This is a genomic window from Sphingomonas sp. CFBP 13706 (assembly GCF_014842355.1).
Taxonomy (GTDB): domain Bacteria; phylum Pseudomonadota; class Alphaproteobacteria; order Sphingomonadales; family Sphingomonadaceae; genus Sphingomonas; species Sphingomonas aerolata.
Genome location: NZ_JACYVM010000005.1, coordinates 305,694 through 318,883, shown reverse-complemented (window position 1 = coordinate 318,883; position 13,190 = coordinate 305,694). Strand labels below are relative to the sequence as shown.

Here is a 13,190-nt window from a genome sequence, read left to right as displayed (position 1 = left end):
GGTTGATGGCACTCGTTGCCGGCGGTACGGCCAGTGCGCAGGACGCGCCGGCGCCGGTCCCGCAGGCGGGCACGCCGGCGGCGGCGGAGGATCAGTCCGGCGGGCTGGTGGTCGACGTGACGGGCGGGATCTCCGCGCCGATGCCGATCGCGGTGCCGGTGATGCCGACGTCCGCGGTGGTGTCGACGCCAGCGGGGTCGACCGACGTGCTCGGCCGGCAGCTGGCCGATATCGTCACCAACGACCTGCGCAATTCGGGGCTGTTCACGCCGCTCGCCCCCGGGCAGCTGCGCGCGATCGGCTTTCCCGAGGTCACCGCGCCGGGGTTCGATTACTGGGGCAGCACGGGTGCGCAGGCGCTGGTGCAGGGGTTCATCCGCGCGAATGGCGACGGGAACCTGACGGTCGGCTGCTATCTGTACGACGTGTCGTCGCGTGCCGAGCTGACCCGGCAGGGGTTCGTCGTGCCGCCGTCGGACTGGCGGCGTGCCGGGCATAAATGCGCGGACATGGTCTATACGCGGCTGACCGGCGAGGGCGCCTATTTCGACAGCCGCGTCGTCTATGTCTCGGAAACCGGACCCAAAAACCGCCGGATCAAGCGGCTGGCGATCATGGACCAGGATGGTGCCAACCACCGGTTCCTGACGAACGGCCAGTCGATCGTGCTGACGCCGCGCTTCGCGCCGAACCAGCAGTCGATCGTGTATATGAGCTATGTGAACAACCGGCCGGCGATCTATGTCTATGACATCGGCACCGGGCGGCAGCGGCTGGTGGTGCAGAATGCCAGCCTGACCTTTGCGCCGCGCTTCTCGCCCGATGGCCGCAACATCCTGTTCTCGATGGCGCAGGGCGGCAACACCGACGTGTACCGCGTGTCGAGCCAGGGCGGCGCGCCGCAGCGGCTGACCAATTCGCCGGGGATCGACACGGGCGGGAGCTATTCGCCCGACGGATCGAAGATCGTGTTCGAGAGCGACCGGTCGGGCGGGCAGCAGATCTATGTCATGAACGCCGACGGATCGAACCAGCAGCGGATCAGCTTCGGCGGCGGGCGCTATGCGACGCCGGTATGGAGTCCGCGTGGCGACCTGATTGCGTTCACCAAGCTGGGCGGCGGGTTCCGGATCGGGATCATGAGCCCGAGCGGCGGGGGCGAGAAGCTGCTGACCAACGACTGGCAGGACGAGGGGCCGAGCTGGTCGCCGAACGGCCGCGTTATCAACTTCTTCCGCTCGGGACGCGGTGGCGGGGGCAAGGCGGACCTGTGGTCCGTCGACCTGACGGGCGTCAACGAGCGCAAGATTCCGACCCCGCTCGACGGGTCGGATCCAGCCTGGGGTCCGCTGCGGCCCTAGACCGATTATGTAATCTATGTTGGAATATGTTCCGACCACGGGAGAAGATGTGATGGCCAAGTTTACGACAACGCTGCTGTGCGCGACCGCGCTGATCGCCGTCGCGGGCTGCGCCAAGAAGCGCCCCGAGACCCTGCCGCCCGCCCCCGTCGATTCGTCGGCGGGCGTCGACCCGACCGGCGGGCTGGCCAATGGCGGCGCGAACGGCGCGATCGTGCCCGGGTCGGACGCCGATTTCCGCCGCTCGGTGCAGAGCAACACGGTCAATTTCGCGCTCGACATGTACGATATCGATCCGACCGCGCGCGCGATCCTCGACAGCCAGGCCGAGTGGCTGGCGCGCAACCCCAATGTCCGCATCACGATCGAGGGGCATTGCGACGAGCGCGGCACGCGCGAGTATAACCTGGCGCTGGGCGACCGACGGGCCAATTCGGCGAAGAACTACCTCGCGGCACGCGGCGTGTCGGCGTCGCGGATGACGACGATCAGCTATGGCTCGGAGCGGCCGGTGGCGCAGGGGTCGGACGATGCGGCCTGGGCGGAGAACCGCCGGGCGGTCACGATTGTGCTGAACTGAGGGCCGGGGGCGGGCCCTTCGGGGGCCTTTCCTGCCGTCATCCCCGCGGAGGCGGGGATCCAGACTGGCTGACGGTCGGGCATGGTCGCGAGGGTAGCCGGTCTGGGTTCCCGCCTTCGCGGGAATGACTTTGGGCTGGGGGTATCTCTAGCCTCGTGCCCTCACCCTCCCATGCGCAAGGGCGCATGGGCCCCTCCCTCTCCCCAAGGGGAGAGGGGTTTTAGGTCAGGGCCTTGTCGAGGAGTTTGGCAAGGCGGAGGCCGCCTTTGCGGACTTCTTCGCGGGAGACGGGGGCGATGCGGGCGATCGTGGCTTCGTCGAGTTTCACGCGCGGGGGGACGGGGGCGCAGGCGTCGCCGCCCAGCGCCGACGCATAGGTGACGTCGTGCGCGACCTGCCAGCTTTCGCGGCTCCAGTCGGCGACGGTGCCGGCGGCGATGCGCGCGCGTTCGGCGGCGGGGTAGCGGCGGACGAGCGAGGGTGGCGCGGAGATCGCGCGTTCGGCGAGCGTGCCGTCCCAGACCGAATGGAGATTGAGCCGGGCGGGGGCGTAGATGCCGTAATCGGTCTTCACGTCGTTGCCGCCCTTGTCGTGGCGATCGCCCGCGTGGAGCGGCTGATGCAGGTCGCCGACGAAGTGGATGAGGAAGGCGAGCGCCTGGACGCGGTCGTGCGGCGACGTCTTGCGGTCGCGGAGCAGTCTCACGTCGCGGTCGATCTGCGCGGAGACGCAGTCGCCATCCTTGCAGGCAGGCGTCAGGTCGAACGGCGCGCAGACATCGACATTCTGGTAATGCCAGCTGTACGCAAAGCCGAAGCGCGACTTGCCGTCGGCGGTCTTGAGCGGCTTTATGCAGTCCGCCCAGACACTTGCCTCTTCGATCGTGCCGGCCGGGCATTCGGGGGTGTCGAGCAGCGCCTGTTGCGCGAGGAGGCGGCGGATCGCGACCTTGGTGCGCGGCGCGACATTGGCATAGGCGATCTGCGCGACCGTCTCATGCCCATATTCCCAATAGGCGGTGGCGGGGGCGGCGGTCAGCGCGGTCGCGGCGAGCAGGCCGAGCGCGGTCAGGGGCTTGCGAATCATGGCTGCTCACTAGCGTAGATGGCGACGCTGCGCGCGCCCTTTGCGGACGCGGTGCCGCGGTACATGCCCGGCGTGGTGAACGACCAGGCCATGCTGCCATCGGGGGCGACGACGATCGCGCCGCCGGTGCCGCCGAGCGCGCGGACTTCGGCGAGGACCGCCTCGGTCGCGGCCTGAAGCGACTCGCCGGTCAGGCGGACGCGCGCGGCGATCTCATGCCCGACGCCGACGCGCAGGAAGAACTCGCCCGAGCCGGTGCACGAGACCGCACAGGCGCGGTCGTCGGCGAAGGTGCCAGCACCAATGACGGGCGAATCGCCGATCCGGCCCCAGCGCTTGCCGGTGACGCCGCCGGTCGAGGTGGCGGCGGCGACATGACCGTGCGTGTCGCAGGCGACCGCGCCGACGGTGCCGTATTTCATGTCGACGTCGAACATGTCGCCGCTCGCCTGGAGCTCGGCGAACTGGCGGCGGCGCTCGTCAGTGGCGAACCAGTCCTGATCCGCCTGTTCGAGGCCGTGCTCCCGCGAAAACGCGTCCGCGCCGGTACTTGCGAGGAAGACGTGGCGGCCGTCGTCGAGGATCGCGCGGGCGAGGCCGACCGGGCTGCGCGTCGTGGTGGCGGCGGCGACGGCGCCCGCGGCGCGCGTGCGGCCGTCCATGATCGCGGCGTCGAGCTCGATCCCGCCGTCATGCGTGAAGACCGCGCCGCGTCCCGAATTGAAGTGCGGATCATCCTCGAGCACGCGGACCGCGGCCTCGACCGCGTCGAGTGCGGTGCCGCCGCCCGAAAGCACCGCGGAGCCGGCGTCGAGTGCGCGCGACAGGCCGGCGCGCGCGCCCGAATCCTGCTCCGCGGAGAGCATCTCGCGGTCGAGCTTGCCCGCGCCGCCGTGGATGACGAGGGTCCAGTTGGGTTGGGGCATGGGGGCTTTCACAAGGTTGGCGGGGTGGGACGAAGGTGGAGACGCAGCCCGATCAGCGGGCGCAAGGGCGCGACCCTGCGGCCGATTCGGTAGAAGGCGAAGCAGCCGATCAGCGTTGCGGCGAGCAGCACCAGGAACTCCGCCCAGCCGGGAAGGCCGGCGGGGAGCAGCGCGTACATGACGAGGACGATGATCGTCTGGTGGATCAGGTAGAAGGGGAAGACCGCCTCGGTCAGCATCGGCCGCCAGCGATGGTCGCGGTTGAGATGGCGTTCGGCGAGCCCGATCAGCGCGACGATTCCGCCCCATTGTTCAAGCGCATGCGCGATGCCGTAGGCGGTATAGAGCCAGTGCGGCTTCGCAACCCCGGCGGGCCAGCCGAGCTCTATGCCGAGGATCGTCGCATAGCCGAGCAGCGCGAGCCCGGCGCCGACCTTCCACAGCCGCGCGATCGCGGCGATTGCGGGTTCGGAGCGTGCGAGACCGAAGCCGAACAGGAAGGCGGGGAAATAGGTGATGTGCGCGATCCAGTCGCCGAACAGCGCCTGGCTCTCGGCCGCCATCTGGAACCACCAGCCATGGACGAAGACCAGCCAGGCGAGCGGCAGGAGCAGCACCAACCAGCCGCCGAAGACGCGGTCGAAGAGCCGCTGCGCGCCGCGGCTGCGGACATTCTGGTGGCTGCGCAGGCTGCGCGGGCCCCGGACCAGCGCGACCCCGAGCGTCAGGACCGTCGTGTAGACAAAGAGATAGACGACGAACCAGAGGTGGTTCCAGGCGGGCAGCCACAGGCCGTCGAGCGGGGCGAAGCGGAAGGCGTCGTGCGTCCAGAAGGTCCAGTAGCTGCCCGCATAGCCGTGCCGGGTGACGAGCTCGACCCAGGGTTGCGGGGGGACGATGACGAGGATGCCGAAGGCGAGCGGCACGAGCAGCCGGTAACAGCGCGTCGCGAAGAAGCGGACCGGGCCGCTCGACCGGCGGAGCAGCGCGCGGCTGGCATAGCCCGAGACGACGAACAGCAACGTCAGCCGCCACGCATTGGTGGCGAGCATCGGCAGCCGGACCCAGTCCTCGACATGCGCCGACTTCACGTGGAAGTTCCACGGCACGAACACCATCGCGATATGGTAAAGGATCAGCAGGGCGAAGGCGCCGATCCGCAGCCAGTCCATGCCGTAATGCCGGGTCATCGCAGCGCCCTAGGCGGCGGGTGACGGGGCTGCAAGCACGCGCTGCCCCGTCACGCCGGCGCAGGCCCGCCCGGCCCGGCCCGGTCAGGCGGCCATGCGGGGAACGCCGAGGAAGTCGCGCTTGCCGAGCGGTACGCCCTGCGCGCGCAGGATCGCGTAGGCGATGCTGGCGTGGAAGTAGAAATTGGGCTGCGAGAAGGACAAAAGGAAGTTCGCGCCGGCGAAGGGCATGACATAGCTGCCGAATTCGAACTTCGTCGCGGCGGTGGCGAGCGTGTCGAACTCGGCCGGGTCATAGGCCTCGAGCGTCGCGATCGCGCCCTGTACCGCGGCGTGGAGCCCGGCGAAATCGGTCGGCCAGGCGCTGCGGTCGGGGGAGAAGACGCCGTCGCGGACGCCCTGCACGCCGCCCGCCGAATGCGCGACGCACGACTTCACCTGATAGCCGAAGGGGAGCATGTCGTCGGCGAGCTTCGCGTCGATCAGCGTGGCGGGGTCGATCCCGCGCTCGGTGGCGAAGCCTTCCGCCTTGTCGAGCAGTGCGTCGAGCGCGCGCAGGACCTGGAGATTGGAGGGGATCGTCGCATCGTAGAGGGACAGGGTCATCGATCGGGCTCCGCTGAGATGCGGCAACCTATGGCCGTGCGGCGGCATGTGCCAGCGTTGTTTCGCTCGCCGCGTCCAGCCGCTATATACGGCGGTGAACCCACGAGGAATCTTCATGTCCCTTCGTCCCTGGCGCGATATCACCCGCCGTACGAGCCGCCAGATCATGGTCGGCAACGTCCCCGTCGGCGGCGATGCGCCCGTCACCGTGCAGACGATGACCAACACGCCGACCGACGACATCAAGGCGACGGTCGACCAGATCCGCCGCTGCGAAGAGGCGGGCGTCGACATCATCCGCGTCAGCTGCCCCGATGTCGAATCGACCAGCGCGCTGAAGCAGATCGTCCGCGCAAGCCGGGTGCCGATCGTCGCGGATATCCATTTCCACTACAAGCGCGCGCTCGAGGCGGCGGATGCGGGCGCGGCGTGCCTGCGGATCAACCCGGGCAATATCGGGTCTGCGAGCCGCGTGAAGGAGGTCGTCGACGCGGCGAAATCCAATGGCTGCGCGATCCGGATCGGCGTGAACGGCGGGAGCCTCGAGCGGCATCTGCTCGAGAAATACGGTGAGCCGTGCCCCGATGCGCTCGTCGAATCAGCGCTCGATCATATCAAGTTACTGCAGGACCATGACTTTCACGAGTTCAAGGTCGCAGTGAAGGCGTCCGACCTGTTCCTCGCGGTGGCGGCCTATCAGCAGCTCGCCGAACAGGTCGACTGCCCGCTGCACCTCGGCATCACCGAGGCGGGCGGGTTCGTCGGCGGCACGGTCAAGTCGGCGATCGGGATGGGCAGCCTGCTCTGGTACGGGATCGGCGATACGATCCGCGTCTCGCTGTCGGCCGAGCCCGAGGAGGAAGTGCGCGTCGGGTTCGAGATCCTGAAGGCGCTCGGCATCCGCAACCGCGGCGTGCGCGTCGTGTCGTGCCCGAGCTGTGCGCGGCAGGGGTTCGACGTGATCCGCACCGTCCAGGCGCTCGAGGAGCGGTTGCAGCATATCCGCACGCCGATGTCGCTCAGCGTGCTCGGCTGCGTCGTGAACGGGCCGGGCGAGGCGCGCGAGACCGATATCGGGATCACCGGCGGCGGCAACGGCAAGCACATGGTGTATCTGTCGGGGGTCACCGACCATCATGTCCAGGATGCGGACATGGTGAACCATATCGTCAAGCTGGTCGAGGCCAAGGCGGCGGAGATCGAGGCCGCGGATGCGACGGTCGCGGCGCTGGTGCCGGAGATGGCGGCGGAATAAGCGGGGTTTTACCAGGCGGTTGGCTGCGTTTGAGGGCCTTGCTTGCGCCTCGTCATCCTGACGAAGGTCAGGATCCAGGGTTGCGGGGCGTGGCGCTGTTTGGCTCTGGATCCTGACTTTCGTCAGGATGATGGGGTGGCCTGACGAACGTCTCGGATTTTAGCAGTGCTTCGACTTCGCTCAGCACGAGCGGGGAGGGGTGTGGCGGTGCTTCGACTTCGCTCAGCCCGAGCGGGAGGGGCGTGGCGGTGCTTCGACTTCGCTCAGCACGAACGGGAGGGGGTGGCGTTGTTTGGCTCTGGGTCCTGACTTTCGTCAGGATGACGGGGAGGACGCCTCCGCTGTTCTCCCGCGTAGGCGGGAGTCCAGGGTTTTTGCGGTGGGGGTGGGGCTTCTGGGCCCCCGCTTTCGCGGGGGAACCGACACTCGCGATCGTGAGGATGCTGACAGCCTGCGGGCGATGATGGCGTCGGTGGGGGATGCCGGTTAAGCGGGGGGATGGGTATTGGCATCTTCTCGGCGGCGGGGCGGACGGCGTGAGGGGGCGCAGCGTTTCGCCTGCTCTGGCCTTTGCTGTCGCCGCACTCGGGATCGGGTTGTTCTCGGTGATGGACGCGGTGATGAAGTCGCTCGTGCTCGGCATCGGGGTGTATAACGCGCTGCTCTGGCGGCAGATGGCGAGTGTCGGGCTGGGGGCGGTCGCCTGGAAGCTCGGGCGGAGCGGGCGGCCGAGCGGGCGGGCGCTGAAACTCCATATTGCCAGAGGGTTGGTGACCGCGGCGATGGCGCTGCTGTTCTTCTGGGGGCTGGCGCGCGTGCCGATGGCGCAGGCGATTTCGCTGACCTACATCTCGCCGATCCTCGCGCTGCTGCTTGCCGCCGTCACCCTCGGCGAGCGGGTCGGGCGCCGGGTCGTGGTCGCTTCGATCCTGGCGCTGGGCGGGGTCGGGATCGTGATGATCGGGCATGGCCGCGAGGGCGCGGCGGGGGCGGCGAGCCTGACGGGGGTCGCCGCGGTGCTGGGATCGGCGCTGCTCTATGCGGTCAACCTGGTGATCGCGCGGGTGCAGGCGCAGGCGGCGCGGCCGGGCGAGATCGCGTTCTTCCAGGCGCTGGTGGTGACCGCGACGCTCGCGCTAGCCGCGCCGTGGCTGGCGGTGGTGCCCGATGCGGCGACATGGCCGCGGCTGTTGCTGGCGGCGGGGCTGGCGACCGCGTCGCTGTGGCTGCTCGGCTGGGCCTATGCGCACGGCGACACGGGATTTCTGGCGACGACCGAATATAGCTCGTTCGTCTATGCCGCGGGGCTTGGCTATCTGGTGTTCGGCGAGCGGGTGTCGGCGTTTACCGCGTGCGGCGCGGGTGTCATCGTCGTCGCATGCCTGTATGCGGCGCGGCGGCGCGATATCGCGCAGACGTCGATGGAGGCCGCCGCATGACCCAGATCCGTTCCGCCACCCGCGCCGATACCGGCACGATCCTGCGCTTCGTGCGCGAACTCGCGGCGTTCGAGCGCGAGCCCGATGCGGTCGAGGCGACCGAGGCGACGCTGGGCGAGGCGCTGTTCGGGGATACCCCCGCGGCGGAGGCGGTGATCGCGGACGGGCCGCAGGGACCGGTCGGTTTCGCGGTGTTCTTCCACAATTTCTCGACCTGGACGGGCAAGCGCGGCCTGTATCTGGAGGATCTGTACGTGACGCCCGAGGCGCGCGGGCAGGGGGTCGGCGGTGCGCTGCTGGCGCATCTGGCGGGGATCGCGATCGACCGCGGGTGCGCGCGGTTCGAATGGTCGGTGCTCGACTGGAATGCGGATGCGATCGCGGTCTATCGCAAGCTGGGTGCGGTGGGGATGGAGGACTGGACGATCCAGCGGTTGACGGGGGATGCGCTGGTGAAGCTGGCGGGGCGGTAGAGGGCCGTCGGAGGGGTCGTCATCCTGACGAAAGTCAGGACCCAGAGTTACTTCGCGCTGTCCTGTTTGGCTCTGGGTCCTGACTTTCGTCAGGATGACGGAAGAAGAAGGGATGACGGAAGAAGAAGGGGCGTCAGTTGCGGGCGACGGTCGTGCGCCAGATGACGGGCCAGGTGATCGCGCCGCGGCATTCGCCCATCATGCGCATTTCGGCGAGGCGGAAGCGGGTGCCGTCCCAGACATAGTCCTGGCCGACGCCGCAGTCGCCGATGCCGCGGCCCTTGGCGTAGGAGCTGAGCAGTCCGGTCTTCGGGTCATAGCCCGCGTTGACGAGTGCGGGTTTCGCGCCGGGTTCGCCGAATTGCGGGGGCAGGTCGAACGGCGCTTCGCTGACCTTGCCGTCGCGGACGATCAGCGCGCGGGTGATGACATTATACGCGCCGGATCCGCAGGATAGCAGGACGAGATCGGTGGTCGCGTCGAGCGCATGGGTCTCGTTGGTGACGGGGCCGAACTGGTCCGCGGCGCAGCCGGTACGCTGGCGCATCTGCGCAACGAGCGGCGCGGCGGGGGCCTGCGCGCGGCGGTCGGTGAGCGGGGCGGCGAGGATCGTCGGGAGCGCGGGCGGGGTGGTCGCGGGCGGCGTGTCGCCGGTCGCGACGAGCGCGGTGGCGGTGTCCGCGCGGCCCTGTTGCGCGTCGGCGTAGCGGAGCGCGGCGGCGGCGCCGGTGATGACGACGGGGATCGTCCGGCCGTCGAGTCGCGCGGTCATCGCGGTGCCGGTGGCGAGGCGTTTAGCGAGCGTCATCGCGACCGGGCCGGTGACGGTGAAGCGCCGGTCGTCGCCGGGATTGCCGCTGGCGAGCGGGGTGCCGTCGATCGCGACGACGACGCGGCGGAGCGCGCTGCCCGGCGTGCCGATCGTCACCGACACGGGCGCGTCGGCGGCGGGGCCGCGCTCGACCTCGATCGAGAGTTCGGCGATGCTCGAATCGTCGGGCGCCATCGAGACCGCGGTGCAATAGGCACCGTTGTCGCAGGCAATTCCCCAGGCGCCGAAGGTCTTTACGCTGGTCGGGCGGGGGCGTGCCTTCGAGTCGACGGCAGGCTCCGCGGGGGCCTGCGGGGCCGAGCCGCGCGCGATCGGGCGCGCTTTGGGGCGGGCGGGGGTTTCGAGCGGGACGGTGGCGTCGTTGGGCGCGCCGGTGTTGCCGCTGGGGCTGCAGGCCGTCGCGGCCACCAGAACCGAAACGGGCAGAAGCGAAACGAGAACTGGATAGCGCATGCGACCTCCTGACCGGTCTGGCGGCGACGGTCCCGCTTCGATAGGGGCGAGGCCATAGTCGAACAACCGGCAATAGAGATGGAGAGTGCGATGCAGACGATCGGCGTAATCGGCGCGGGACAGATGGGCGCGGGGATCGCGCAGGTCGCCGCGCAGGCGGGCTACCGCGTGCTGCTGGCCGATATGGGCCTGCCCCAGGCCGAGGCGGGCAAGGCGGGGATCGGCAAGGCGATGGCGCGGCTGGTCGAGAAGGAGAAGATCACCGCCGACGTCCGCGAGACGACGCTGGCGAACATCGAGCCGGTCGCGAGCGTCGCCGAGATGGGCGACTGTTTCATCGTCGTCGAGGCCGCGACCGAGCGCGAGGCGATCAAGCGGACGATCTTTGCCGAGGTCGGCAAGGTGTTGAAAGCGGACGCGATCCTGGCGTCGAACACCTCGTCGATCCCGATCACGCGACTGGCGCAGGCGGCGCCCGATCCGGCGCGGTTCATGGGGGTGCATTTCTTCAATCCCGTCCCCGTCATGCGGCCGATCGAGCTGATCCGCGGGCTCGCCACGTCGGACGCGACGGTCGCCGCGGTCGAGGCGTTTGCCGAAAAGCTCGGCAAGCAGGTCGTGCATGCGAACGACGCGCCGGGGTTCATCGTCAACCGCGTGCTGATGCCGATGATCAACGAGGCGTGCTTCGCGCTGGGCGAAGGCGTGGCGGGGGTGCGCGACATCGATCTGGCGTGCCAGCTGGGGCTCAATCATCCGATGGGGCCTTTGACCTTGGCCGATTTCATCGGGCTCGACACGTGCCTGGAGATCACCCGCGTGCTGTTCGAAGGGACCGGCGATCCGAAGTTCCGGCCCGCGCCGCTGCTGGTCAAATATGTCGAGGCGGGGTGGTTCGGACGCAAGACCAAGCGCGGTTTCTATGACTATTCGGGCGCGGAGCCGGTGCCGACGCGCTAACCAGATAGGTTATTCACCCTTGACATCGTCACGCTGTTCTGGCACATAACGGGAACGATGACGAATTGCGAGTCGGGCCGGACGCGGTCGGGGTGATCCCCCGGCGGCGGACCGGCCCGATCCATTTGGGGGATGGCGCATGGCGGCGGGTGGGGCGGCGGGTGGCGGGAAAGCTGGGGGCCGGTTGCAGGTGCGCAAGGCCGCCAAGGGCGGCTGGACACCCGCCAAGCGCGCGGCGTTTCTCGAGCATCTGGCGGGGACGTGCAACATCGCGGCGTCGGCGCGCGCGGTCGGGATGGCGCCGCGCGGGGCGCATGCGCTGAAGGCGCGCGACGCGGTGTTCGCGGCCGACTGGGCGCGGGCGATCGAGGCGGCGTACGAGACGCTCGAGGTGCGCTTGCTGGCCTATGCGCTGGGGGAAACCGAGGGGGAAGCTGAGGCGGAGTCTGAGGGGGAAGCTGACGGGGTCGTTGACGGGGATGCGGAGGCGGAGTTGCGCGGGGCGCATTTCGATCCGCGGGTCGCGGTGCAGGCGCTGGGGTTTCGCAAGCGTGGGGGCGCTGCCGTTGGAGCGGGGGCGGGGACGCTGCGCAAGCGCGTGTCGCTGGCCGAGCTGGAGGCGGTGCTGGTCGCGCGGCTCGATGCGCTCGATGCGCAGGCGGCGTCCGCGGCGGGGGATGCGTGATGGCGGACACCGAGGGTGCGACGTTCGATCCTGCCGTGCTCGCACGTTTGCGGGGGTTGCCGCGGGGGCAGCTGGTGACGCTGCTGCGCGAGCTGTCCGAGGCGGAACTCAGGACGCTGCACGAGAGCTGGGCGATCTGGGCGTTGCCGGGGCAGCGCGAACCCGCGGGCGACTGGCAGGTCTGGCTGATCCGCGCGGGCCGCGGCTTCGGCAAGACGCGCGCGGGCGCCGAATGGGTGAGCGCGCTGGCCCGCGCGATGCCCGGCGCGCGGATCGCGATGGTCGGCGGCACGATAGACGACGTCCGCAAGGTGATGGTCGAGGGCGAGAGCGGGCTGATCGCGGTGGCGCAGGCGGGCGAGACCTATCGCTGGCGGCGCGACGCGGGCGAGTTCGTGTTCGACAGCGGCGCGCGCGCGTTCGTCTATTCGGCGGAGGCGCCCGAGAAACTGCGCGGGCCCGAGCATCATGCGGCGTGGTGCGACGAGCTCGCCAAGTGGCGGTATGGCGACGCGACCTGGGACAATCTGATGATGGGCCTGCGGATCGGCGACCGGCCGCGGGTGCTGGTGACGACGACGCCGCGGCCGGTGCCGCTGATGCGGCGGCTGCTCGCTCTGCCGGATCTGTATGAATCGCGCGGGGGGACGGGGGAGAATCCGTTCCTGCCCGCGTCGTTCGTCGCGGCGATGACCCAGACCTATGCGGGGACGCGGCTGGGGCGGCAGGAGCTGGACGGCGAGCTGATCGACGATGTCGAGGGGGCGCTGTGGACGCGCGACCTGCTCGAGCGGCAGCGGTGCGGGGTGGTGCCGGCGCTGGTGCGGGTGGTCGTGGGGGTCGATCCGCCGGCGGGGACCGGCGGCGATGCGTGCGGGATCGTCTGTGTCGCGCTGGGCGAGGACGGGCTCGCCTATGTGCTCGAGGATGCAAGCGTTGCGGGCCTGTCGCCCGAGGGCTGGGCGCGCGCGGTGGCGGACTGTGCGGCGCGGCATGGCGCGGACCGGGTGGTCGCGGAGTGCAATCAGGGCGGGGAGATGGTGCGCAGCGTGCTGATGGCGGCGGACTGTGCGCTGCCGGTGCGGCTGGTCCATGCGAGCCGCGGGAAGGTGGCGCGGGCGGAGCCGGTGGCGACGTTGTACGAGGGCGGGCGGGTCTTTCATGTCGGGGCATTTCCGGCGCTGGAGGACGAGCTCTGCGGGCTGGTGAGCGGGGGGTATGTCGGGCCCGGGCGCTCGCCGGATCGGGCGGATGCGCTGGTGTGGGCGCTGACGGAGTTGTGCTTGCGGCGGCGGGTTAAGGTGGGGGTGAGGGTGGTTTGAGGGGGGGTGTGAGCCTCACGT

General features: G+C 69.6%; 13 protein-coding genes. 8 read left to right on the top strand and 5 right to left on the bottom strand.

The genetic code is table 11. The features are described 5' to 3' along the window. Positions 1–5 precede the first annotated feature (5 nt). Both tolB and pal read left to right on the top strand, forming a co-directional pair. Entirely contained in the window at positions 6–1,361 is a 1,356-nt protein-coding gene (gene tolB / locus IFS44_RS12190) for a Tol-Pal system beta propeller repeat protein TolB (protein WP_192098675.1), read from the top strand. 52 nt (positions 1,362–1,413) lie between these two features. Then, positions 1,414–1,941 (top strand): peptidoglycan-associated lipoprotein Pal, encoded by a 528-nt coding sequence (pal, locus tag IFS44_RS12185; RefSeq protein WP_031395926.1) that lies wholly within the window; start codon positions 1,414–1,416, stop codon positions 1,939–1,941. A 220-nt stretch (positions 1,942–2,161) separates the two neighbouring features. Here the strand turns inward: pal and IFS44_RS12180 are convergent, their stop codons facing one another. The 4 genes from IFS44_RS12180 to IFS44_RS12165 all read right to left on the bottom strand — a co-directional run bounded on the left by IFS44_RS12180 (position 2,162) and on the right by IFS44_RS12165 (position 5,750). Continuing rightward, positions 2,162–3,028 (bottom strand): S1/P1 nuclease, encoded by an 867-nt coding sequence (locus IFS44_RS12180; RefSeq protein ID WP_192098611.1) that lies wholly within the window; start codon positions 3,026–3,028, stop codon positions 2,162–2,164. After that, complete coding sequence (locus tag IFS44_RS12175; RefSeq protein WP_192098610.1) at positions 3,025–3,954, bottom strand: isoaspartyl peptidase/L-asparaginase family protein; 930 nt, start codon at positions 3,952–3,954, stop codon at positions 3,025–3,027. Before IFS44_RS12175 ends, IFS44_RS12180 begins: the two co-directional genes overlap by 4 nt. Before the next feature lie 8 nt (positions 3,955–3,962). Beyond that, positions 3,963–5,144 (bottom strand): acyltransferase family protein, encoded by a 1,182-nt coding sequence (locus tag IFS44_RS12170; RefSeq protein WP_192098609.1) that lies wholly within the window; start codon positions 5,142–5,144, stop codon positions 3,963–3,965. A gap of 84 nt (positions 5,145–5,228) precedes the next feature. After that, a complete protein-coding gene (locus tag IFS44_RS12165; protein ID WP_192098608.1) occupies positions 5,229–5,750 on the bottom strand; it encodes a DUF1993 domain-containing protein in 522 nt (173 codons plus the stop codon). Positions 5,751–5,865: 115 nt separating this feature from the next. Between IFS44_RS12165 and ispG the strand changes: the two genes are divergently transcribed. From ispG to IFS44_RS12150, 3 genes are all read left to right on the top strand, one after another. Further along, positions 5,866–7,005, top strand: coding sequence for a flavodoxin-dependent (E)-4-hydroxy-3-methylbut-2-enyl-diphosphate synthase (gene ispG, locus IFS44_RS12160; protein ID WP_192098607.1), 1,140 nt, complete (start codon positions 5,866–5,868; stop codon positions 7,003–7,005). A 536-nt stretch (positions 7,006–7,541) separates the two neighbouring features. Then, positions 7,542–8,444: a DMT family transporter gene (locus tag IFS44_RS12155; protein WP_342366415.1), complete on the top strand. Its 903-nt coding sequence runs from the start codon at positions 7,542–7,544 to the stop codon at positions 8,442–8,444. Next, positions 8,441–8,917 carry a GNAT family N-acetyltransferase gene (locus IFS44_RS12150; protein WP_192098605.1) on the top strand — a complete coding sequence of 159 codons (477 nt, stop codon included), beginning with the start codon at positions 8,441–8,443 and terminating at the stop codon, positions 8,915–8,917. Before IFS44_RS12155 ends, IFS44_RS12150 begins: the two co-directional genes overlap by 4 nt. A 133-nt stretch (positions 8,918–9,050) precedes the next feature. Here the strand turns inward: IFS44_RS12150 and IFS44_RS12145 are convergent, their stop codons facing one another. After that, the gene (locus tag IFS44_RS12145) at positions 9,051–10,202 is read right to left on the bottom strand and encodes a DUF1176 domain-containing protein (protein WP_192098604.1); all 1,152 of its coding nucleotides are present in this window, start codon (positions 10,200–10,202) and stop codon (positions 9,051–9,053) included. Positions 10,203–10,292: 90 nt separating this feature from the next. Here IFS44_RS12145 and IFS44_RS12140 point away from each other — a divergent pair, with 90 nt between their 5' ends. From IFS44_RS12140 to IFS44_RS12130, 3 genes are all read left to right on the top strand, one after another. Beyond that, positions 10,293–11,162, top strand: coding sequence for a 3-hydroxyacyl-CoA dehydrogenase NAD-binding domain-containing protein (locus tag IFS44_RS12140; protein WP_192008197.1), 870 nt, complete (start codon positions 10,293–10,295; stop codon positions 11,160–11,162). A gap of 139 nt (positions 11,163–11,301) precedes the next feature. Continuing rightward, the gene (locus tag IFS44_RS12135) at positions 11,302–11,847 is read left to right on the top strand and encodes a hypothetical protein (RefSeq protein WP_192098603.1); all 546 of its coding nucleotides are present in this window, start codon (positions 11,302–11,304) and stop codon (positions 11,845–11,847) included. After that, a complete protein-coding gene (locus IFS44_RS12130) occupies positions 11,847–13,169 on the top strand; it encodes a DNA-packaging protein (RefSeq protein ID WP_192098602.1) in 1,323 nt (440 codons plus the stop codon). The genes IFS44_RS12135 and IFS44_RS12130 overlap by 1 nt, the downstream gene beginning before the upstream one ends. Positions 13,170–13,190 lie beyond the last annotated feature (21 nt).